Source organism: Streptomyces sp. NPDC054765 (assembly GCF_053612065.1).
On the sequence record NZ_JBSHBP010000009.1, the window covers coordinates 89516 to 111212 of the forward strand.

16 protein-coding genes and 1 pseudogene are annotated in these 21697 nt (G+C 70.8%); 4 read left to right on the forward strand and 13 right to left on the reverse strand.

Annotation, left to right across the window (positions count from 1 at the left end):
* Positions 1 to 526 precede the first annotated feature (526 nt).
* On the reverse strand, positions 527 to 2401 hold the full coding sequence (gene lepA, locus ACWGJY_RS08770) for a translation elongation factor 4 (RefSeq protein WP_453260071.1): 1875 nt from the start codon (positions 2399 to 2401) through the stop codon (positions 527 to 529).
* A 303-nt stretch (positions 2402 to 2704) separates the two neighbouring features.
* Between lepA and rpsT the strand changes: the two genes are divergently transcribed.
* Both rpsT and ACWGJY_RS08780 read left to right on the forward strand, forming a co-directional pair.
* A complete protein-coding gene (rpsT, locus tag ACWGJY_RS08775; RefSeq protein ID WP_453260072.1) occupies positions 2705 to 2971 on the forward strand; it encodes a 30S ribosomal protein S20 in 267 nt (88 codons plus the stop codon).
* A gap of 695 nt (positions 2972 to 3666) precedes the next feature.
* Positions 3667 to 4575: a hypothetical protein gene (locus ACWGJY_RS08780; RefSeq protein ID WP_453260073.1), complete on the forward strand. Its 909-nt coding sequence runs from the start codon at positions 3667 to 3669 to the stop codon at positions 4573 to 4575.
* On the opposite strand, the pseudogene ACWGJY_RS08785 reads toward ACWGJY_RS08780, so the two are convergent.
* From ACWGJY_RS08785 to holA, 4 genes and pseudogenes are all read right to left on the reverse strand, one after another.
* Positions 4500 to 5121: pseudogene (locus tag ACWGJY_RS08785) on the reverse strand (helix-turn-helix domain-containing protein); the annotation flags it as partial. The gene ACWGJY_RS08780 and the pseudogene ACWGJY_RS08785 sit on opposite strands and share 76 nt — an antisense overlap.
* Positions 5122 to 5144: 23 nt before the next feature.
* Positions 5145 to 5654, reverse strand: coding sequence for a hypothetical protein (locus tag ACWGJY_RS08790; RefSeq protein ID WP_453260074.1), 510 nt, complete (start codon positions 5652 to 5654; stop codon positions 5145 to 5147).
* Between the two features lie 21 nt (positions 5655 to 5675).
* Positions 5676 to 6746 (reverse strand): DNA polymerase III subunit beta family protein, encoded by a 1071-nt coding sequence (locus tag ACWGJY_RS08795; protein ID WP_453260136.1) that lies wholly within the window; start codon positions 6744 to 6746, stop codon positions 5676 to 5678.
* A 275-nt stretch (positions 6747 to 7021) separates the two neighbouring features.
* Positions 7022 to 8005: a DNA polymerase III subunit delta gene (gene holA, locus ACWGJY_RS08800; RefSeq protein WP_453260075.1), complete on the reverse strand. Its 984-nt coding sequence runs from the start codon at positions 8003 to 8005 to the stop codon at positions 7022 to 7024.
* A gap of 98 nt (positions 8006 to 8103) precedes the next feature.
* Between holA and ACWGJY_RS08805 the strand changes: the two genes are divergently transcribed.
* Positions 8104 to 8370: a hypothetical protein gene (locus ACWGJY_RS08805; RefSeq protein ID WP_453260076.1), complete on the forward strand. Its 267-nt coding sequence runs from the start codon at positions 8104 to 8106 to the stop codon at positions 8368 to 8370.
* Positions 8371 to 8547: 177 nt separating this feature from the next.
* On the opposite strand, the gene ACWGJY_RS08810 is transcribed toward ACWGJY_RS08805, so the two are convergent.
* The 4 genes from ACWGJY_RS08810 to ACWGJY_RS08825 are packed head-to-tail and all read right to left on the reverse strand — an operon-like array spanning position 8548 to position 13566.
* On the reverse strand, positions 8548 to 9360 hold the full coding sequence (locus tag ACWGJY_RS08810) for an arylamine N-acetyltransferase family protein (protein ID WP_453260077.1): 813 nt from the start codon (positions 9358 to 9360) through the stop codon (positions 8548 to 8550).
* Positions 9360 to 9845: an RrF2 family transcriptional regulator gene (locus tag ACWGJY_RS08815; protein WP_453260078.1), complete on the reverse strand. Its 486-nt coding sequence runs from the start codon at positions 9843 to 9845 to the stop codon at positions 9360 to 9362. Before ACWGJY_RS08815 ends, ACWGJY_RS08810 begins: the two co-directional genes overlap by 1 nt.
* The gene (locus tag ACWGJY_RS08820) at positions 9842 to 12826 is read right to left on the reverse strand and encodes a ComEC/Rec2 family competence protein (RefSeq protein ID WP_453260079.1); all 2985 of its coding nucleotides are present in this window, start codon (positions 12824 to 12826) and stop codon (positions 9842 to 9844) included. The genes ACWGJY_RS08815 and ACWGJY_RS08820 overlap by 4 nt, the downstream gene beginning before the upstream one ends.
* Positions 12823 to 13566 carry a helix-hairpin-helix domain-containing protein gene (locus tag ACWGJY_RS08825; RefSeq protein WP_453260080.1) on the reverse strand — a complete coding sequence of 248 codons (744 nt, stop codon included), beginning with the start codon at positions 13564 to 13566 and terminating at the stop codon, positions 12823 to 12825. The genes ACWGJY_RS08820 and ACWGJY_RS08825 overlap by 4 nt, the downstream gene beginning before the upstream one ends.
* Positions 13567 to 13807: 241 nt before the next feature.
* Between ACWGJY_RS08825 and ACWGJY_RS08830 the strand changes: the two genes are divergently transcribed.
* Complete coding sequence (locus ACWGJY_RS08830; RefSeq protein WP_453260081.1) at positions 13808 to 14146, forward strand: hypothetical protein; 339 nt, start codon at positions 13808 to 13810, stop codon at positions 14144 to 14146.
* 52 nt (positions 14147 to 14198) lie between these two features.
* Here the strand turns inward: ACWGJY_RS08830 and ACWGJY_RS08835 are convergent, their stop codons facing one another.
* The 4 genes from ACWGJY_RS08835 to ACWGJY_RS08850 all read right to left on the reverse strand — a co-directional run bounded on the left by ACWGJY_RS08835 (position 14199) and on the right by ACWGJY_RS08850 (position 21693).
* A complete protein-coding gene (locus ACWGJY_RS08835; protein ID WP_453260082.1) occupies positions 14199 to 15044 on the reverse strand; it encodes a DegV family protein in 846 nt (281 codons plus the stop codon).
* A 249-nt stretch (positions 15045 to 15293) separates the two neighbouring features.
* Positions 15294 to 16142: a hypothetical protein gene (locus tag ACWGJY_RS08840; RefSeq protein ID WP_453260083.1), complete on the reverse strand. Its 849-nt coding sequence runs from the start codon at positions 16140 to 16142 to the stop codon at positions 15294 to 15296.
* A gap of 352 nt (positions 16143 to 16494) precedes the next feature.
* On the reverse strand, positions 16495 to 19422 hold the full coding sequence (locus ACWGJY_RS08845; protein ID WP_453260084.1) for a leucine--tRNA ligase: 2928 nt from the start codon (positions 19420 to 19422) through the stop codon (positions 16495 to 16497).
* A gap of 312 nt (positions 19423 to 19734) precedes the next feature.
* On the reverse strand, positions 19735 to 21693 hold the full coding sequence (locus ACWGJY_RS08850) for a S53 family peptidase (RefSeq protein WP_453260085.1): 1959 nt from the start codon (positions 21691 to 21693) through the stop codon (positions 19735 to 19737).
* Positions 21694 to 21697 lie beyond the last annotated feature (4 nt).

Below are 21697 nucleotides of genomic sequence, written 5' to 3' on the forward strand. Positions count from 1 at the left end.
GAGCAGTGATCAGAGTAGAGCCCGATGCTCCAGCGCGTAAGGGGCTACGACCCACTGGTTCACGATGTGACCAGTGCGATAGGTGTACGTAGCACGCACAACGCCCGACAGCGAGGTCCGCCACTCATCCCCACCGTACGGCGTCGGGAGTGGGCCGGATCACACCATCCGGACCGCCGCCCTGCTCACCCACGCCGATGAGCGCCGGTGAGCAGGGCAAACGGACAGGGCACCGCCCCCCTCGACGGGAACCGGCGCCCTGCTTCGTGCCTCATGCTCGTACCTCATGGCCGCTCAGCCGCACGGCTTGACCACTTTGCGGCCGCCCGGCCCGCGACGCCGTTCCGTCGAACGGGGCGGCGTACGCGGGCGCCGTACGCGGGCGGCCGCCGGCCTCTCCGGGCCGTACTTCGCCCTACTTCTTCGCCCTACTTCCCACTTCTACTTCCTACTTCTACTTTCCACTTCTACTTCCTACTTCTACTTTCCACTTCTACTTCCTACTTCTACTTTCCACTTCTACTTCCTACTTCTTCGCCTTCGCGTCGCCGTCGGAGTCCGAGGACAGCACCGCGATGAAGGCCTCCTGCGGGACCTCCACGCTGCCGACCATCTTCATCCGCTTCTTGCCTTCCTTCTGCTTCTCCAGCAGCTTCCGCTTACGGGAGATGTCACCGCCGTAGCACTTGGCGAGGACGTCCTTGCGGATGGCGCGGACCGTCTCACGGGCGATGACCCGGCTGCCGATGGCGGCCTGGATCGGCACCTCGAAGCTCTGCCGCGGGATCAGCTCGCGCAGCTTGGCGACCAGCCGCACGCCGTAGGCGTACGCCTTGTCCTTGTGGCAGATCGCGGAGAACGCGTCGACCTTGTCCCCGTGCAGCAGGATGTCGACCTTCACCAGGTCGGCGGCCTGCTCGCCGGTGGGCTCGTAGTCCAGCGAGGCATAGCCCCGGGTCTTGGACTTGAGCTGGTCGAAGAAGTCGAAGACGACCTCGGCGAGCGGGAGGGTGTAGCGGATCTCGACCCGGTCCTCGGAGAGGTAGTCCATGCCGAGCAGGTTGCCGCGGCGGTTCTGGCACAGCTCCATGATCGCGCCGATGAACTCGCTGGGCGCCAGAATCGTGGCCCGGACGACCGGCTCGTGCACCTTGTCGATCTTGCCCGTCGGGAACTCGCTCGGGTTGGTGACCTCGTGCTCGTCCCCGTCCTCCATGTCGACGCGGTAGACCACGTTCGGCGCGGTGGCGATCAGGTCGAGGCCGAACTCGCGCTCCAGGCGCTCGCGGATGACCTCCAGGTGCAGCAGGCCCAGGAAGCCGACGCGGAAGCCGAAGCCCAGGGCCGCGGAGGTCTCCGGTTCGTAGACCAGCGCGGCGTCGTTGAGCTGCAGCTTGTCCAGCGCGTCGCGCAGCTCCGGGTAGTCCGAGCCGTCCAGGGGGTACAGCCCCGAGAACACCATCGGCTTGGGGTCCTTGTAGCCGCCCAGCGGCTCCACGGCTCCCTTGTTGAGCTGGGTGATCGTGTCACCCACCTTGGACTGCCGGACATCCTTCACACCGGTGATCAGATAGCCCACCTCACCGACGGACAGACCGTCGGCCGACTTCATCTCCGGGGAGTTGGTGCCGATCTCCAGCAGCTCGTGCGCGGCGCCGGTGGACATCATCCGGATGCGCTCGCGCTTGCCGAGCGTGCCGTCGACGACCTTCACGTAGGTCACGACGCCGCGGTAGGCGTCGTAGACCGAGTCGAAGATCATCGCGCGGGCGGGGGCGTCCTTGACGCCGACCGGGGCCGGCACCTCGCGGACGACCTTGTCCAGCAGCTCGGGCACGCCGACGCCGGTCTTGGCGGAGACCTTCAGGACGTCCTCGGGCTCACAGCCGACCAGGTTGGCCAGCTCGGCGGCGAACTTCTCGGGCTGCGCGGCCGGCAGGTCGATCTTGTTGAGGACGGGGATGATCGTGAGGTCGTGCTCCATCGCCAGGTAGAGGTTGGCGAGGGTCTGGGCCTCGATGCCCTGGGCGGCGTCAACGAGGAGGATGCAGCCCTCGCAGGCGGCGAGCGAGCGGGAGACCTCGTAGGTGAAGTCGACGTGGCCCGGGGTGTCGATCATGTTGAGGATGTGGGTCGTACCACTTCCCTCTTCACCCTCGGTGGGGTCCCAGGGCAGCCGGACCGCCTGGGACTTGATCGTGATGCCGCGCTCGCGCTCGATGTCCATGCGGTCGAGGTACTGCGCGCGCATCTGCCGCTGGTCGACGACACCGGTGAGCTGGAGCATCCGGTCGGCGAGCGTCGACTTGCCGTGGTCGATGTGCGCGATGATGCAGAAGTTACGGAGGAGGGCCGGATCGGTACGGCTCGGCTCCGGCACGTTCGTAGGGGTCGCGGGCACGCAGGGTCCATTCAGTGAACGCGGGTAGGCGGGACTCGGGTATGTGACGTCACCCCCATCGTCCCATGAGCGAGGGGCTCGGTCCGGTTTGGGCGGTGCGGGGTGGGGTCCGGGGGCTTCAGAGGGGGCGCGGGACCTGCCGCGGCGGGCCGCCGCGGGGGCGGCGCGCGCGGCGGTCAGGGGGCGGGTCCGGTCCGGTTTGGGAGGCCGTGGACCCTGCTGGTAGCCTGGTCCACTGCGCTTCGTGCCCTCTCTCGTACGAGGCGCCACTCGAAACTCCAACGAACCTGAAAAGGCTCTTTCGTGGCGAACATCAAGTCCCAGATGAAGCGGATCAAGACCAACGAGAAGGCTCGTCAGCGCAACAAGGCTGTCAAGTCCACTCTGAAGACTGCGATCCGCCGCACCCGCGAGGCCGTGGAGGCCGGCGACCTGCAGAAGGCCGCCACCGCCCAGGCCGAGGCTGCCAAGAAGCTCGACAAGGCCGTCAGCAAGGGTGTCATCCACAAGAACGCCGCCGCCAACAAGAAGTCGGCGATGGCGAAGAAGGTCGCGGCCCTCAAGGCCTGACCTTCCTTCCGGAGGAGATCACCGGCCCGTTCAGGCCTGGTCCTCCTCCACCGCAGCACCTGTAGTACCCCTGTCGGCAGGGACCCAGCGGCCCCTCTCTCCGCTCCCTGACCGATGCACCACCGCGCCGCACACGGCCTGCGTTCGCCACGCGGGTGCGGCGCACCCGGCTCACTCGGCATACACCGCCGACCAAGCCGCAAAGCTTGATATGAAGACCCCGCCTCACCCCTTCCCCAGGGGCGAGGCGGGGTCTTTTGTTGGGGTCTCTTGCTGGGGCTTTCCCGTTGTTGCCTTTTCCCGCGAGGCTTTCGTTGGGTTTTGTTGCGGAGCGCTCTTTGCATGGGGTTTTTGTTGCAGGGATTTGGCCACGGGGATTTCATTGCGGGGCGTTTGCGTGGGTCCTTGGTGTGGCGCCTTGGGAATGTGTCCTTGGTGTGGCGCCTCTGTTGTGTAGCGCTGCTGTGAGGATCTGGCGGCAGGCCTATCGGCAGGCCCTCTCCATGGGCCTTATTGGTTCCTGCCATGGACCCTCCTGCCATGGGACGGTGGTGGCGCCCGTGTGTCGTGGGCCGGGTGGGGACGGTGCGGCCGAGGCTCGGGCCGTCGACCGTCGGCCGTCGGCCGTCGGCCGTGAGGGAATTCCGTGCCGCAGAACCGGTTTCCCTTTCGGCGGTTTCCGCTACGCTGCGGCCATGTCTATTTCGGGGGATCAGAACAATCCATACGCCCAGCCGGAGCCCCATCCATACGGCCAGGTGCCCGCGCCCCAGAATCCGGCACCCGCACCGCAGAATCCCTACGCACAACAGGCCATGCCGCAGGGGCCGGGCGGCGGATACGGCTATCCGGCACCCGGCGTACCCGTCCCACCCATAGGGGCACCCACCGTCGGCGCGCCCATGGCGGCACCGGGTGGTGGCGCGGGCCGAGGCGTGTCCGGCTGGCTCTGGGCGATCGGCGGGGCGGTGGCGGCATCCGCGATCTGGGGCTCCGTGCTGTTCGCCACCGGTGGTTTCTCCTCCCACCCCAACCCCGATCTCGCGGGCTACGCCTACACCGGCGACCTCTGTGCGGACACCTCGATGACCCCTTTCGAGGACGCCCACTTCAAGACCAAGGCGACCACCGGAACGACCTCGAAGGACGCCAACCCCCAGCACACCGGCGCCCAGCTGAAATCCCTCGACACGATGTCGTGCAACGTCTCGTTGGAGCAGGAGAACGCAAGCAGCTCCGCCTACTCCTCGACCTGGCTCTACAACACCGTCACCCTGCACCGGGAGACCGACCCGGCTCCGGAGTTCGCCGACGGCTACCGCTCGTACGAGAAGCAGGACACCTCGGTCGGCTACAAGGTCGAAGCCGTACCGGGGCTCGGCGACGAGGCCTATCTGGTGACCCGCAAGGACGAGGGCAGCACGAGCAGCAGCTCGTATGTGATCCTCGGCATCCGGGACGGCTGGATGACGTACCAGTCGACGTGGTCGAGCTACGCGTCGAGCAGCAGCGGCACGCCGCCGACGGCCACCGAGGTCGCCACGATGCTGAAGACCAGCGCGACGGAGACACTCAAGCGACTGCAGAACTCACGGTCTCGGTGAGGGTGGGGGAACTGGTGGACGTAGCCGCCACGCTCGGTCTTCTTCTTCCGCCGGTCCACGGCTTTGGCCCCCGAGGACGGAGGCCGACGCGCGCACGGACGCGGCAGCAACCAGATAGCGGCCTACCTTCTTCACATCGACGTGGATCATGTGGCCGGGCCGTCGGGCGTCGATTCTCCGCGGCTGTCGGTTGGCCTCACCGTCGGGGTCGATGAATCGGCGTCGGTTGAGGCCGATCGCGACCAAGTGCCTGCTCACGGTCCTTCGGCCGATCGGCGTTCCGGCCTGCGTGAGCTCGAAGGCGACCCTGACCGCGGACCACTTGTGGGTGCGACGCAGCTTCTCCATGAGTTCGAGTACCTCGGATGGTGTCGCGGTGGGCTGGTGGTGCGGTGTGGAAGAGCGGTCCTCGAGCCCGAGTTCGCCGTGGCGCCGGTATCGGTTGACCCACTTCGATGCGCACTCCCGGGAGATCCCCATCTCGGCTGCGACGTGGGCGATGGGCCTCGTGCGGCAGCGCTCGATGAGGCGACGCCGCCCCTCCACGGTGAGGGGTGCGTTCTTGTGCGTTACGCAGGGGAGCCGGGTGCCGAGGCTCGCCGTGTGCGGTCCCGCCCGCCGATTGCCTCGGCAACGTCTTGGATGGCGCCACGAAGCAGGTCACCGTAGGGATCCTGAGGAAGGTTGGGGGCGTGCTCTTTGGCGGCGTTGATGTGCTCGGTGGCGGCTTCGAAGGAGCCGAGTCGGCGGTAGTTGTCGGCAAGGTTGAGGTGTAGGGAAGGGTAGAAGCCGGCAATGTGGAGGCTGGCGTGGTGTTCCTGGACGCGCTGCTCGGTCACGGCGTCGGCAGCGTCCAGGGCCCGGACGTCCCAGGCCAGGGCCTGGGCCGGATCTTCGTAGAGATCTGCGAGGTAGTGAGCGAGAGAGCAGCGGTGCAGCGGGTCGCCGGTGACACCGATCGCGGACCACAGGCTCAGGAGCTGTTGGCGGGCGGCAGCGATGTCACCGGCTCGGCCTTCGGTGACGGCTTGGCCGATGGCTTCCATGGTCGGGTCGGGGCTGGCGGGTGCGGTGGTCATGGATGTTCCTCGTCGTCTTTCTCAGGCGGAGTGGTCGGACTTGATGGGCATGGCCAGGGTGGTGAGATCGCCGCGGTCGGCGGAGCGGATCGTGACGGGCTGGTCGTTTCCCCGCAGGTCGAGCATCACGTCGGGGCCGATCGCGGTGCTCACGGCGGGATAGAGCGTGGTCAGCTCGAAGCAGATCTGGAGGGCCTGACCCGTCGCGGTAGCCGGCAGCGGGATGTCGGGGTGTTCGTCATCCGCTGACACGACGTTCACTCCGTGGTCGGCAACGTGCAGCGCGATGCGCTCGCCGGGATGTTCTTCCAGGGCGCGCAGGAGCAGATCCTTCGAGACCGTCACACGGGTGGTGACCTCGCCCAGTGACGCGAGCATCAGCCGATAGTCGGGGAATTCCTCGGGCATCAACCGGCAATGCCGGTCTCCCCGGTCGGCCACGCGGAGCCAGATCCCGTGCGGCGCCGCTTCGAGTCGCACCAGCGCGCTGCGGCGGATCTCGGCGACCGCGGCCCGCAGCTCGTCGCCGTTGACCGTGCCGGTCCAGGTCTGCCTCGGTGGTTGCGTCGGCACCAGGGTTCGGGTGGAGAGCCGGTATCGGTCAGTCGCGGTCAGGGTGACCGCCTCATGGCTTGCCTCGATGCGCAGGCCAGCAAGAACCGGCATCTCGGGCTCATGTGCGGTCGCGGTCAGGACCTGCTCAACCGCATCCGCCAGCACAGGCCCCTTCAGCACCGTCATCGGAAGACCTGGCACATCGCCGAGCGCAGACTTGATGACAGCAGCCTTCTGCTGTGCCGCCGCCGCGTCTCCAACGACCTTCGACACATGCTCGTCGAGCAGCCGGGATGCCTCGTCAGCCCCGGAACCCAGTACCGCCTCGACACCAGCGAGGGGCATAGCAATCTCACGGAGCTGACGCAGCACGGTCGCCCGCGCAACCTGGTCAGCGCTGTAGTAGCGGTAGCCCGAGATCGGGTCGACTTCGGCAGGGGCCAGCAGCCCGGAGTCGGCGTAGAACCGCAACGCGCTGGAGGTCAGCCCACTGCGCTGGGCAAAGACCCCGATCGGCATCAGCTCAAAATTTGGCACCTCGCCATCATCGAGCTTCAACCAACTCGAAGGTCAACACCGACGAGCGGCGCCACCGACCTCATGGCCAGCACAACACCTGTCACGGCCGTTGACCGCCGTAACGGTTCACCACCGTGGCGGTTGCCCCTCGCGGTTGATCGCCATGGCGGTGGGCTGCCGTGCCGGTCGGCGCGCTGAGGGCAGAGGCCGTGGCGAGGCAGCGCGACGACGGCCTGTTCGCTGCCGCGCCAGTCGCACCGGTGCCTGCCACTGACGGGCACCGGCCCGCTACTTCACCGCGAGCGGGCCGCTCGGGCAATCACCACGACGGCCTTCTCCAAGGCGTACTCCGGATCGTCCCCGCCGCCCTTCACCCCGGCGTCGGCCGCCGCCACCGCGCGCAACGCCGTGGCCACACCGTCCGCCGACCAGCCGCGCATCTGCTGCCGCACGCGGTCGATCTTCCAGGGCGGCATGCCCAGTTCGCGGGCGAGGTCGCCGGGGCGGGCGCCGCGCGGGGCGGAGGCCAGCTTGCCGATGGCACGGACGCCCTGGGCAAGTGCGCTGGTGATCATGACGGGGGCGACGCCGGTGGCGATCGCCCAGCGCAGTGCCTCCAGCGCCTCGGCGGCCCGGCCCTCGACGGCACGGTCCGCGACGGTGAAACTCGAAGCCTCGGCCCGGCCCGTGTAATAGCGCGCGACGATGGCCTCGTCGATCGTGCCTTCGACATCGGCGGTCAGCTGCGAACAGGCCGAGGCCAGCTCGCGCAGATCGCTGCCGATCGCATCGACCAGCGACTGGCAGGCCTCGGGCGTCGCCGAACGCCCGACCGCACGGAACTCGCCCCGCACAAAGGCCAGCCGGTCGGCCGGCTTGGTCATCTTGGGACAGGCCACCTCCCGCGCCCCGGCCTTACGGGCCGCGTCCAGCAGGCCCTTCCCCTTGGCACCGCCGGCATGCAGCAGCACCAGAGTGATCTCCTCGGCGGGCGAGCCGAGGTACGCCTTGACGTCCTTGATGGTGTCCGCGGACAGATCCTGGGCGGCCCGCACCACGACGACCTTGCGCTCGGCGAAGAGCGAGGGGCTGGTCAGCTCGGCCAAGGTGCCGGGCTGGAGCTGTTCGGGAGTGAGGTCGCGCACATCGGTGTCCGCATCGGACACCCGGGCAGCCGCCACCACCTGCTGCACCGCACGATCCAGCAGCAGGTCTTCCTGGCCCACCGCGATCGTGACGGGGGCGAGCGGGTCGTCTTGAGCTGTCTTCCTGGCCATCGCGTCCAGCATCCCACGCCTCACTGACAACCCGCCCCGGAGTTCTCTCGGCCCCCCTGCCCGGGAGGATCACCGTCCCCCTGTCGGACAATGGCCGGGTGAATGATGCTGCCCCACACCCCCCACACGTACGGCATGTACTGGTCCTGCCCGACCGCGATGCGGCACAGGAGGTGGCCGAGGAGCTGACCGAGCGCTTCGGTGTCGCCGAGGAGCCGCAGCTCGTACGGGACGCCCTGGCCGGTGAGGACGACGCCGAGGATGCGCAGTGGCTGGTGGTGGTCGAAGACCCGGACGCCACCCATGACCCGGCGCGGCTGCACGACCTCGCGACGGAATACGAGGGCTGGCGCGAGGCCGATTAGCGACGGACCGCGGACGTAGGACGGGCCGCAGACATAGGACGGGCCGCAGACGTAGAACGGACCGCGGACGCAAGACGTGCTGCGGGCGGCATGGGACGGGTCGTGGACGTAATACGTGCTGTGGGCGGCGTAGGACGGATCGCGGATGTAAGACGGACCGCGGCGTAGGGCGGGTCCTCAGGCGTTCCTCCCGGGTGCCCGCATCTCGCCGACCACGGGCTCCCGCCCCAGCACAATCCCGAAGTACTCCCGGTAGACGGCAAGCACCTCATCCTCGCCCACCTCACGCTCATCCCGTACCCCATGCACCCCTTCCGCCCCGTCCGCCCCGGTGATCACGAGCGTACGGCCGGAGAGCGTGACCCGGCCGGTCTCTGTCAGCCGTGAGCACACCAGGGACCGGGTGAAGTGCGACTTGGGCGAGGTCCGGTGCCACCAGCAGCCGGCCTCGAAGTCCGTGTAGGCACGCGGACGTTGTTCGAGGCGGTACTGCGGATCGCCGTCCCTCAGGACATCGAGATCTCCCTCACCCGTCTCCTCGATCCGGAACACACCACCGGGATCGGACTGCTCGTCCCGGCTGTCCCCGCGCAGCGGGAAGTGGCTGTGCCTGCCGAAGCCGACGCCCGCAAGCCATGGCCCGCTCGGCGTCTGTACACGCAGGGCAAGGTGGTCATACGGAATCCCGAGCCCGTCGGCGCCGAACACGCGGCCGGAGAGCAGCTCGGCCTCGTAACCGAGTGCGCCCAGGAGCATCGCGAAAGCGCCGTTGAGTTCATAGCAGAAGCCGCCCCGCCGAGCGCCGACGATCTTGTTCAGCAGCGGCTGCTCCGCGAGCACGATCTCTTCACCGAGGTGGATGGAGAGGTTCTCGAAGGGGACGCTACGCAGATGGCCGAGGTGCAGCGCATGCAGGGCGTCGGCATCGGGGGACGCGGGACGGGTAACACCGATCCGGTCGAGATAGGCGTCGGCGGCAGCCGTGTCCATCAGGTGGGTGTCCTCTCCGAAGCGAACCAGCGTCGGGTCCGGTCGACCACCGAGGCAGGCGTCGTGGCGATCACATCGGCGATGGTCTGAGCGGCCAGCTCACGCCGCCAGGCCAGCTCGGCCCTGCGCATCGCCGTGGAGATTCCGCAGGGCCGGCCGAACTCCCTGCCGGACGCCTCGATACCTGCTCCCCGCTGCCGGATCTCGGTACACCGGAAGGCATCTTCCGTGCCCTCGATCGCGGCGACGACGTCCATGAGAGTGATCCGCTCCGGCGACCGGGCCAGCTGGAAGCCACCCCGCGCACCGGGGGTGGAGGTCAGGATCCCGGCCCGGACCAGCGCCTGGAGCCGCTTGTTCAAGTAGGCCGCCGGCAACTCGAACGAAGCCGCCAGCCGAGCGGTGGACACGGGCCCTTCCTCATCGAGCCAGGCCAACGTCACACAGCAGTGCAGGCCCCACTCGACGCCTTCACTCATCCTCATAATCTGGAGTTTACAGATCCGGATTCCCCCCTTCCCCGATGTGCCGCCCGGCCTGCGGAGCGGGGCCGGCCACGGCCACAGCCACGGCCACGGCCACGGCCACGGGCGCCGAGTGTGCGTGGCCCGGCTGGGCGGGCGTCGGAGGGGCGGCCGCCGGTCCGACGCCCGCCGGCCGGACGGGTTCGGGTGCTCCGGTTGCCGAGCAGGCGGACCTTGATCCGGTGGCCGCTGACCGTTGCCGACAGTCCGGCCGTGGTGCCCAGGATCGCGATGGCTCCGTCGGTGTCGGTTCGCAGCACCCGGGCGCCCTGGGCGTGCAGCGCTGCGATGGTGCGCGGCGCCGGGTGGCCGTACGGATTGTCGGCGCCGCAGGAGATCAGCGCCAGGCGCGGCGCCAGCCGGTGCATCAGTGGCGGGTCCTGATGGGCGGAGCCGTGGTGCGCCACCTTCAGGACGTCGATGGCGCCCAGCTCCGGGTGGGCCGCCAGCAGCGCCCTTTGTGCGGGCGGTTCAAGATCGCCGAGCAGCAGGAGGGTCAGCCCGCTCGTACGCACGAGAAGGGTGACGCTGGCGTCGTTGGGGCCGTCGAGGGCATCAGAGCCGGCCGGTTGGCTGCCGGGGCCAGTGAGGTCGGCAGAGCTGGTGGGGGCAGCAGGGCTGGTGGCGTCAGTAGGACTGGTGGGGTCAGCAGGGCTGCCGGGGCCGGGGAGGGTTGGTGGCGGAGCGGGTGGCCAGAGGACCTCCCAGGTGAGTGGGCCCAGATGGCGCCGCTCCCCCGGTTCGGCGCGGATAACCGGGATGCGGGCCTCGGCAGCCAGAGCGCGCACGAACTGCACCTGCCCCGGAGGGTCTTGCAGCGTCGTGGTCTCGATCGCGCCGACCGAGCGGCCGCGGAGCGCTCCCGGGAGCCCGTCCACATGGTCGGCGTGGAAATGTGTCAGAACGAGGAGCGGGATGCGGTGGATACCGAGGGTGGTGAGGCAGCGGTCGATGGCGTGGGGCTCGGGCCCGGTGTCCACCACCAGCGCCGTACCGTCCCCGGCCGCCAGCACCAGGCCGTCCCCCTGCCCCACGTCGCACACCACGGCCCGCCACCCCGGCGGCGGCCAGCCGGTGAGCACACGGGTGATCGGGACAGGGCGGCACACCGCCAGAATCACCGCCAGCGCACAGAGCACGCACAGCCAGGGGCGGCGCAGCACCCTGCGGGCGACCGGTACCAGGGCCGCCGTGACAGCCGCCAGCAACAGCCCGCCGGCCCAGCCGCCCGGCCAGTCGAACTCCGCCCCGGGCAGCGCCGCCCCCGTACGGGCGACGCCGGCGATCCACTCGGCCGGCCAGCCCGCGCACCACGTCAGCGCCTGGGCGACGGGCAACGCGACCGGGGCGGCGGCAAGCGCGGCGAAGCCCAGCACCGTCGCGGGGGCCACGGCCAATTCGGCCAGCAGATTGCAGGGCACCGCGACCAGGCCCACCCGGGCCGCCAGCACGGCGACGACCGGTGCACAGACCGCCTGGGCAGCGGCCGCGGCGGCGATCACCTCGGCGATCCTGGGCGGCACCCCACGCCGCTGGAGTGCGGCGCTCCAGCGCGGCGCGAGCAGCAGTAGCGCGCCGGTGGCCAGGACCGACAGCAAAAAGCCATAGCTGCGGGCGAGCCAGGGGTCGTAGAGGACCAGCAGCAGGACCGCGGCTGCGAGGGCGGGGACCAGCGAGCGGCGGCGGCCGGTGCCGATCGCCAGCAGGGTGACCAGGCCGCAGACAGCGGCCCGCAGCACGCTCGGGTCCGGGCGGCACACCACGACGAAGCCGAGGGCGAGCGCGCCCCCGAGGACGGCCGTGCCGCGGAGCGACAGCCCCAGGCGCGGTGCCAGCCCGCGGCGCTCGGCGCGCGTCGCGAGGTGGGGTGGCCCGATCAGCAGGGCGAGCACCATCGTCAGATTGCTGCCGGAGACGGCCAGCAGATGCGTCAGATCGGTGGCCCGAAAGGCATCGTCGAGATCCGGCGGCACGCGCGAGGTGTCGCCCACGACCAGACCCGGCAGCAGCGCGCGGGCATCGGGACGCAGTCCGTCGGTGGCCTCCCGCAGCCCGGCGCGCAGGTGTCCCGCCAGCCGCTGAAGGGGGGACGGCGCAGCCGTCTTGACCGGCGGCGCATCGCCGGTGACCCGCAGCACCGCGGCGACCTGGTCGGTCGACGACAGCGGCGGTGCGGTGCGCGCCGCCACCCGGATACGCGTCGACGGCAGCAGCCCGCGCCATGCCGAAGAGAGGCTCCCGCGAGCTTCGGGGCCGTGCTCCTCACCACTCCTGCCGTGCTGCTGCACGACCACCAGCACCGGCGTCCGTACGGCGGTGACCGCTCCGTCCGGCGCCGTGACATGGACGGCATCGGCGGTGAACACCAGCACCGGGGGCGTCCGTTGGGAACCTCGCACCCTGGGACGGGTCAGCCGTGGATCGCCGGTCACCTCCAGCTCCGCCGTGACCCCCGCGTAGCGCTCCGCCAAGGCCGGCAGCGGCCCGCGCCGCACATCCGACGCATGCAGCCCCGCGGATGCGGCCCCCGCCGCGGCACACAGCAGCACCGCGGCCAGGGCCACGGACGCCCCGGCGGACCAGCGGCGGGGAGCGCGGAGGCGGGGCGGCCCCGCCCCTCGCCGGACGGCGTCGGCACGAGGTCCGGCGGCCGAGGACCCGGCATCCGAAGGCCCGGCGACGGGCCCCTCGGCCTCCTCCGGGACTCGCTCCGCCCTGCGTCGCACCATCGCCACCCGTAACACGAACACCGCGAGCGCTACGGCCACACAACAGGCCACCGCCACTCCCCCGCCGGGCGCACCCAGGCTGATCACCGCCCCTGCCCAGGCCCCCAGCGCAGGCACGACCAGCCGCAGATCGGCCGGGCCCTCCTGATGCGGGTCCGAGGCGCCGTGCGGCGACTCAGCCGTGGCGTGCACGGTGGCGCGGGCACCGGTCATGGCTGCACCAAGGGGCGCAGATCGGCGAAACGGCGGTCCCCGATACCGGTCACCTGGCGGAGCTGCTCCACCGAGGTGAACCCGCCGTGCTGGGTGCGGAATTCGACAATGTGGCGGGCCAGGACGGGCCCCACTCCGGGGAGGGAATCGAGCTGCTGCTCGGTCGCCGTGCTGAGGCTGACCGGACCGGCCGGACCACCACCACCGCCGCCGCCGGCACTCGGCGCCCCGCTCCCCGGCCCGGCGGCCCCCGCGCCGGCGGAACCCGCACCACCCCCGGCCCCGGCCGCCCCGGCCCCGGCCCCGGCCACCACGATCTGTTCGCCGTCGGTCAGCAGACGCGCCCGGTTCAGCCCACCGGTGCTCACCCCGCGCAGCACTCCGCCCGCGGCCTCCAGCGCATCGATCACTCGCGACCCCGGCGGCATCCGGTGAATCCCGGGGTGCCGGACCTTGCCCGCGACATCGACGACCACCTGCCGCCCCGCACCGCCCGGCGAACCATGCGCGACCGCAGCGGCGGACGATGACGATGGCGGAAGTGACGGTGAGCGCGGTGCGGGGCCGCCGGCCGCTGCGGACCGTTCGGCGGTCGGGGCCCGTACCGGCTCGGGGCGGCCGGCCCAGAAGTGCTGCACGGCGAAACCCACGGCCACCACGAGCACCAGGACCAGTGCGCCGAGCGCCTTCGGGTCGGTACCGCACCGTAACTGCACCCAGAGCGGGAGCCGTTCGCGCACGGCAAGCCATGCCCGCTCCCGACGGCTGGGTCCCGGCGGATCGTGCCCAGGGTCCGGCGGATCGTGCCCAGGCCCCGGCGGACCCGCCCCGCCCACTGCCCCCGGATCGCCGAAGATCGTCGCCACCCGGGCCCGCACCCGCTCGCGCTCCCGCTCCCGCCGCTCCGCCGCCCCGGATGGAGCCGGGGAACCGGAGGATTCGTAGAGATCCGACGCAACAGCCGAAGCCGAGGAAGCCGGCGTGCCGGAGGAGACCGAAGGGCCGGAGGAGCCCGATGGGTCGGAGGAGACTGATGGGTCGGAGGAGACTGATGGGTCGGAGGAGACCGAAGAGGCAGCGGAGCACAAAGGCCCGAAGGAGAGCGAAGGCCTGGCGGAGCCCGAAGACATGACGGAGCCCGAAGGGCCGGCGAAGAACCCCGGAGGCGGCGGGGCCGACAAACCCCACGCAGCCGACGGGCCGGAAGCAGGTGACGAGGAGGCCGCGGAAGCGGCCCACACAGATCGGGACGAGTTCATACCGACCGACGCTAAGCACCTCGCGCAGATCTCGCCGAGCTGCCGCAAATCCGGTGGATGACAGCCCAGTTGTCGAGAACTCCGTCACCCACAGGGCACCTGCCCCACCCCTCTCACCTCGGCGAAACCACTGCTCCCAGCAGCCCCGGACCCGTATGCGCGCCGATCACCGCGCCGACCTCACTCACATGGAGTTCATTGAGCCCCGGCACCCGCTCCCGGAGTCGCTGGGCCAGGGCATCCGCGCGCTCCGCCGCGTCGAGATGGTGGACCGCGATATCGACCTGGCCCTCGCCCGCCCGCTCGGCCGCGATCTCCTCGAGCCGTGCGATGGCCTTGGACGCCGTACGGACCTTCTCCAGCAGCTCAATCCGCCCATCGGCCAGCTGAAGGAGCGGTTTGACGGCGAGTGCGGAGCCGAGCAGCGCCTGGGCAGCGCCGATACGGCCGCCACGGCGCAGATAGTCGAGGGTGTCGACGTAGAAGTAGGCGGAGGTCCCCGCGGCACGCTTCTCCGCGGCGGCAACCGCTTCGTCGATGTCCCCGCCCGCCTCGGCCGTCTCCGCGGCGGCGAGCGCACAGAATCCGAGAGCCATCGCCACCATTCCGGTGTCCACGACACGTACCGGTACCGGGGCTTCCTTGGCCGCCAGCACCGCCGCGTCATAGGTGCCGGAGAACTCCGAGGACAGATGGAGCGAGACGATGCCGCTCGCGCCGGCCGCCGCCACCTTGCGGTAGGTGTCCGCGAACACCGTGGGGCTGGGCCGGGAGGTCGTCACGGACCGGCGCTTCTGGAGCGCCTGGGCGACGGATCTCGCGGAGATCTCGGTGCCCTCTTCCAGGGCCTGGTCCCCCAGGACGACGGTCAGCGGCACGGCCGTGATGCGGTGACGCTCGACAGCCGTCCGCGGCAAGTAGGCCGTGGAATCGGTGACGATCGCGACATGGCGGGACATGACTGGGAGGTTATCCGGGGATCCCGACGCCGCACAGTGCGGGTCCCTCCCCAAGATCTTCCAGGTTTCACCAAGGCTCTGCCAAGCCCCGGAAGACTGCCGCCGTAAGCCCACGCGGAAGACGGCCGCCTCCCCGCCGCGGGATCGTCATGGATCGCCGACGCTCCGGGGATTCCACCACCTCTCCCCCGGGGCCCCGCCCCGCCCCGCCCCCGCCTCGCCTCGCCGATGTGTTGCCGTCTCACCGCCTCATGTCGTCGTCCCCTCCGTGCGTGGTGCCTTCTGCCACGGGTAGGACGGCTGGGTACGCGGGTCCCGGGCGGTGATCGCCGGCGGGTCCTCGGGCGCCGGGCCCCAGGAGTGGCCGGCCTCGTCTGCCGGAGCGCGGCCCGGTCGGACGCCGGCGCCTGAAGGGGCACCGGCGCCACGCGCCCCCGCGTGCCCTTCCGACGGCGGTTTCCCCGCGGAGCCGCGCGGTTCTCCGGACGGCCTCCGGCCCTGCCCGGGACGGCGCTCCGGTGCGGGCTCGTGCAGCGGGTCCGCACCGCCCTCGGCGCGGGTCCAGTGGCGCAGCGCCCCCGCCTCCACGTCGATCTGGCCGGTCAGCGATGCCAGATCGTCGTCCGCGAACTTGCGGGCGCGGTCGCGCGCGGCCCAGCGCAGTGACTCCGCGGAGTGCGTGATCCGCTCCAGGCGCTCCCTGAGTTCCGGGAGGCGGGCGCCGATGGTGTCCCGGTCAGGCTCACGTTCGAGCCGCTTGAGCTCGTCGTCGAGCTCATGGCCATGGGCGCTCAGCCGCTCGAAGAGCCCGATCGCCTCGCTGAGGGAGGCATCGTCGGAGGACGCGCCGGAGAGCACCTCCTGGGTGGCGCGCATGGACGTGCGCAGGGAGAGCCGCAGCTGTGCCAGTTCGCCGACCACGCCGGGCTGGGCGAGCTGCCGGGCCCGCAGGGTGGTGTCCTCGACGGTTCTGCGGGCCTGGGCGACCGTGCGGTCCACACCGCGCTTGGCCGCCTTTACGGCCTTGACCGTGACGAGCACCCCGGCCAGGACGAAGAGCACAAAGAGCAGTCCGAGGATGGCGACAGCAGCTTCCATGGGCTCTCCCCAGACGTGTCGGCGGCGCCGGTTCCTCGCCCGCGCCCTGTACCTCCACGGTAAACGGCTCGGGCAGGTCACGGGTTCCGGAAGAACCCCCAACCTGCCCGTAGGGGAAACCCCCCATGGCGCCCGCCGAGCACCGGAACCGCGCGCCCGAGGCGTCGCCGGCACCGTCCCCGCGGAGCACCCCGGCCCGGCGGAGCAGCACCCGCCGACCGCCGAAGCCGCCTGGCCGAGCGCCCGGCATCGTCCCCGAACGGCCGGCACCGCGAACACCCGGCACCGTCCCCGAAACACCCGGCGCCGTCCCCGAAACGCCCGGGACCGTCCCCGGGCGCCCGCCTGCGACCTACGCCGGGACGATGTTCACCAGTTTCGGCGCCCGGACGATGACCTTGCGGATGCCCGCGCCGTTCAGCGCCGCGACCACCGCGGGCTCGGCCAGCGCCGTCGCCTCCAGGTCCGCGTCGGTGATCGACGGGGCGACCTCCAGGCGCGCCTTGACCTTGCCCTTGATCTGCACGACGCAGGTCACGGTCTCGTCGACGACATACGCCGGGTCGGCCACCGGGAAGTCCGCATACACCACGGTGCCGGTGTGGCCCAGCTTGCGCCACAGCTCCTCGGCGATGTGCGGGGCCAGCGGGGCGATCAGCAGCACCAGCTGCTCCGCGACCGTGCGCGGAACGGATCCGCCCGCCTTGGTCAGGTGGTTGTTCAGCTCGGTCACCTTGGCGATGGCGGTGTTGAACCGCAGGTTCGCCAGGTCCTGGGTGACACCGTCGATCGCCTTGTGCAGGGCCCGCAGCGTGGCCTCGTCCGGCTCGGCGTCGACGACGGTGACCTCACCGGTCGCCTCGTCGATGACATTGCGCCACAGTCGCTGCAGCAGGCGGTACTGGCCGACGACGGCCCGGGTGTCCCACGGGCGCGAGACGTCCAGCGGGCCCATCGCCATCTCGTACAGGCGCAGGGTGTCCGCGCCGTACTCGGCACAGATCTCGTCGGGGGTGACGGCGTTCTTCAGGGACTTGCCCATCTTGCCCAGGACGCGGCTGACCTTCTCGCCCTGGTAGTAGTAGCCACCGTCGCGCTCCTCGACCTCGGCGGCCGGGACGGCGATACCGCGGCTGTCCCGGTAGACGAAGGCCTGGATCATGCCCTGGTTGTACAGCTTGTGGAACGGCTCGGAGGACGAGACGTGCCCCAGGTCGTGCAGCACCTTGGACCAGAAGCGGGCGTACAGCAGGTGCAGGACGGCGTGCTCCGCGCCGCCCACGTACAGGTCGACGCCGCCGGCCGGCTGCCCCTCGCGCGGTCCCATCCAGTACTGCTCGATCTCCGGGGCGACCAGCGCGTCGGCGTTGCCGGGGTCCAGGTAGCGCATCTCGTACCAGCACGAACCCGCCCAGTTGGGCATGGTGTTGGTCTCGCGGCGGTAGCGCTTGATGCCGTTGCCGTCGCCCAGGTCCAGGTCGACGTGGACCCAGTCCTCGTTGCGGGACAGCGGGGTCTCCGGCTGGGTGTCGGCGTCGTCCGGGTCGAAGGTGCGCGGGGAGTAGTCCTCGACCTCGGGCAGCTCCAGCGGCAGCATCGACTCGGGCAGCGCGTGCGCCACACCGTCCTCGTCGTAGACGATCGGGAACGGCTCGCCCCAGTAGCGCTGGCGGCTGAACAGCCAGTCGCGCAGCCGGAAGTTGACGGTGCCCTCGCCGATCCCCTCGGCGGCCAGCCAGCCGGTGATCTTCGCCTTGCCCTCGGTGACGCCCAGGCCGTCCAGCGAGATCGCCGCGTTCGACGAGTTGACGATCTTGGCGTCGTACGAAGCGAAGGCGCCGTCCCAGGCCGAGGGGTCGGTGCCGCGGTCATCGGAGGGCTCGACGACACAGCGCATCGGCAGCTCGAAGGCGCGGGCGAAGGCGAAGTCGCGGCTGTCGTGCGCGGGGACGGCCATGATCGCGCCGGTGCCGTAGCCCATGAGGACGTAGTCGGCGATGAAGACGGGGACCTGCTCGCCGCTGACCGGGTTGGTCGCGAAGGCGCCGGTGAAGACACCGGTTTTGTCCTTGGCCTCGGCCTGCCGCTCGACGTCCGACTTGGAGGCGGCCTGCTTGCGGTACGCGGCGACGGCGTCGGCCGGGGTGGCGTGCCCGCCGGTCCAGACGTCGTGGGTGCCCTCGGGCCAGGCGTCGGGGACGAGGGAGCCGGTGCCGCCGTTGTCGGAGCCGGCGACCAGCGGGTGCTCGGGCGCCAGCACCATGTACGTCGCGCCGAACAGGGTGTCCTGGCGGGTGGTGAAGACCGTGATCTTGTCGGAGTCACCGACGGGGAAGTCGACCCGGGCGCCCTCGGAACGGCCGATCCAGTTGCGCTGCTGCAGCTTGATGGCCTCGGGCCAGTCCAGCGCGTCCAGGTCGTTCAGCAGCCGGTCGGCGTAGGCGGTGATGCGCATGTTCCACTGGCGCAGCTTGGCCTTGAAGACCGGGTAGTTGCCGCGCTCGGAGCGGCCGTCGGCGGTGACTTCCTCGTTGGCCAGCACCGTGCCCAGGCCGGGGCACCAGTTGACCGGCGCCTCCGAGGCGTACGCCAGGCGGTGGTCACCCAGGACGTTGGCGCGCTCGATGGGGCTCAGCTCGCTCCAGGCCCGGCCGTCGGGCGTCGGGCGGGTGCCGGCCTCGAACTGGGCGACCAGGGTGCCGATCGGGCGGGCCGCGTCCGCCTCCGGGTCGTACCAGGAGTTGAAGATCTGCAGGAAGATCCACTGGGTCCACTTGTAGTACGCCGGGTCGATCGTCTCGACCGAACGGCGCTGGTCGTGGCCCAGGCCCAGACGGCGCAGCTGGCGCCGCATGTTCACGATGTTGGCCTCGGTGGAGACCCGCGGGTGAGTGCCGGTCTGCACCGCGTACTGCTCGGCGGGCAGGCCGAAGGCGTCGAAGCCCAGGGTGTGCAGGACGTTGTGGCCCGTCATGCGCTGGTGGCGGGCGTAGACGTCGGTGGCGATGAAGCCCAGCGGGTGGCCGACGTGCAGGCCGGCGCCCGACGGGTAGGGGAACATGTCCATGATGAACTTCTTGGGGCGGGCCACCGGCCCGTCGTCGCCGGCCTGCTGCCCGCCGGGGTTGGGGGCCTCGTAGGTCCCGTTCGCCTCCCAGAAGTCCTGCCAGCGTGCCTCGATGTCGGCGGCCAGCGCGGCCGTGTAGCGGTGCGGTGCCGCCGTCTCTGCGGGGGCACCTCCCGCGCTTTCGGCAGCGGGGGAGTTGGTCGTCTCGCTCATCGTCCTCAAAGCTCCATCGATCGTCTCTGCCAGCGGAAACACATCACGTCCCCGGCACGCCGGAAACAAAAAGACCCCTCGCACAGGAGGGGACGCCGCGCCGATGCCGACGGGTCTGTCATCCGTCGGTACTGATCAGCGCGGCCCGCTAAGCAGAAGGCGTACGGCACGCATGGCGTCAGGGTACCGCAGGGCGTGCGGGGCCCGCGCTGAGGATTCCCCCCGCGCGGGCCCCGCCCCCGTCGCCCCTTGCTCCTGCCGCCGGGTCACCGGGTCACGGACGGTGCAGGGAGGCGGTGCCGCGCCCCTGCGTCAGGGGCGGTAGGAGCTGACGTATCCGGCGCCCGGCGAGCCGACGCCCGTGACGTCGTCGTAGCCGACGACGGCGTGCAGGGAGCTGTCCTTGCCCAGGCTGCGCAGCGAGGTCGTGGTGCCCTTGCTGCCGTCGGCGCCGTTGACGTAGTCGATGCGGACGACGGCCAGGTCACGGCCGGCGCCCAGCGGGTGGTCGGTGACGTCGTGGTACGCGCCGGTGCCGTAGCGCTGGTAGATGCCGGGGTTGGCGAAGCCGATGGCGACGCCGTGCCGGGCCTGCTGGGCGAGCGCCTGGACGCCCGCGATCACGGGTGCGGCCAGCGAGGTGCCGCCGATGCGGTACTCGTCGTAGCCGAGCGTTCCGTCCGGCAGGGTCTGGGTCTGGCCGACGAGGAAGCCGGTGTTGGGGTCGGCGACCGCGGCGATGTCCGGGACGGTGCGCATCGCGCCGCCGCCGTTCGCCTTCGCGAGCCCGTCCGGGACGACTCCGCGCTGGTAGTAGGGCTGCGCGACGGTCTTGCTGGTGCCGCCGCCGGCGCCGCCGCCGAAGGCTCCGGGGAAGCCGGTCCAGTCGTTGCCGTCCTTGGACAGCAGCGCCTTCTGGGTGCCCCAGCCGGTCTCCCACTGGTACGCGTCGTGCTTGCCGACGGCCAGCGAGGTGCCGCCGACCGTGGTCACCCAGGCGGAGTTCGCCGGGCTGTCGACCTGCTTGGTGCCGGTCTTGGCGACCTCGTCACCGTCGTCGCCGGAGGAGAAGTAGAAGCCGATGCCCTGTACCGCGCCCTGCTGGAAGAGCTGGTCGTAGGCGGCTGCCGCGTCCGGGGTCTCGTTGGCCTCCAGGTCGCCCCAGGAGTTGGAGACCATGTCGGCGAGGTGACCGTCGACGACCTTGCCGAGCGAGTCGATCAGGTCGTCGTCCATGCAGGAGGCGGCGCCGACGTAGACGATGCCGGCGTCGGGGGCCACCGCGTGGACGGCCTCGACGTCGAGGGTCTCCTCGCCGTACCAGCCGGCCGCGCCGCACTCGTCGATGTGCGTGTAGTCCTTGGGCAGCACCTGGGAGAGCTGGCCGCGGCGGTAGCGGGGGTCACCGTTGCGGGCGGCGTACTTGTCCGCGTCCTGGGCGATGGTCGGCGAGGCGTAGGCGTCGGTGATCGCGACGGTGACGTTCTTGCCGGTCCACTTCTTCGCCCCGTAGGCGGCGCGCAGCTGCTTGCCGGTGTAGCCCTTGATCGCGTACGGCGCCTTGCCCCCGTAGGCGGACGGCAGCGTCTTGTCCGTCTTGGAGCCGTAGTACGACGAGAAGGGGCCGGAGTTGCGGAAGACCCCTTCCGGCGGCGGGAGTTCGCTGGAGTGGCGCTTGGCGAACCGCGGCGCGTTGTCCAGGCCGGTGACGGTCAGCACCGCGCCGGCCAGCGACGCGGGCGCGGAGGCGGTGGTCGACGGGGCGTGGTAAGTGTGGCCGCTCTTGCGGTAGTTGTGCAGGTCGGTGGCGAAGGCGCGCTCGGCGGCCGCCGCGTCGCCCTTGACCGTCACATACCGGTTGGTGGTGCCGGTGACCGTCAGGCCGGACGTCTTCAGCCAGTCGGTCACCTTGGCTATCTGGTCGCGCGTGGCGCCGTACCGGGCCCGCACCTGGGCGGGGCTCAGGTACTTCCCGTACGTGGCGGAGTGCGGGTCGGACACGGCCCTGGCGTAGTCCGCGAGCCCCTTGGCGTCACGGCCGGCCAGGTAGACACGGGCGGTGACGGCCGCGGAGGCGGAGGTGGCGCCCTGGTCGGCCTGCCGGGTGGCCCACAGGGGCTTGGTGCCCTGCAGCGCGTGCCGACCGCCGTCGTGGCCCGCGGCGTCGGCGGCGGGCGCGCCGAGCGCGAGCGCGCCGGCGACCAGCGGCAGCGTCGCTGCCCAGGCCAGACCGGCGCGGGCGCGCAGTGATCTGGTGCGGCTGGATCTCATGTAA

Bases quoted from the DNA above. Each gene is read 5' to 3' on its own strand.
- ACWGJY_RS08820 (WP_453260079.1), bottom strand. From the start codon at position 12,826: ATGACCGGTGCCCGCGCCACCGTGCACGCCACGGCTGAGTCGCCGCAC.
- ACWGJY_RS08810 (WP_453260077.1), bottom strand. From the start codon at position 9,360: ATGGACACGGCTGCCGCCGACGCCTATCTCGACCGGATCGGTGTTACC.
- ACWGJY_RS08790 (WP_453260074.1), bottom strand. From the start codon at position 5,654: ATGACCACCGCACCCGCCAGCCCCGACCCGACCATGGAAGCCATCGGC.
- ACWGJY_RS08845 (WP_453260084.1), bottom strand. From the start codon at position 19,422: ATGAGCGAGACGACCAACTCCCCCGCTGCCGAAAGCGCGGGAGGTGCC.
- ACWGJY_RS08840 (WP_453260083.1), bottom strand. From the start codon at position 16,142: ATGGAAGCTGCTGTCGCCATCCTCGGACTGCTCTTTGTGCTCTTCGTC.
- ACWGJY_RS08780 (WP_453260073.1), top strand. From the start codon at position 3,667: ATGTCTATTTCGGGGGATCAGAACAATCCATACGCCCAGCCGGAGCCC.
- holA (WP_453260075.1), bottom strand. From the start codon at position 8,005: ATGGCCAGGAAGACAGCTCAAGACGACCCGCTCGCCCCCGTCACGATC.
- ACWGJY_RS08835 (WP_453260082.1), bottom strand. From the start codon at position 15,044: ATGTCCCGCCATGTCGCGATCGTCACCGATTCCACGGCCTACTTGCCG.
- ACWGJY_RS08850 (WP_453260085.1), bottom strand. From the start codon at position 21,693: ATGAGATCCAGCCGCACCAGATCACTGCGCGCCCGCGCCGGTCTGGCC.
- ACWGJY_RS08815 (WP_453260078.1), bottom strand. From the start codon at position 9,845: ATGAGGATGAGTGAAGGCGTCGAGTGGGGCCTGCACTGCTGTGTGACG.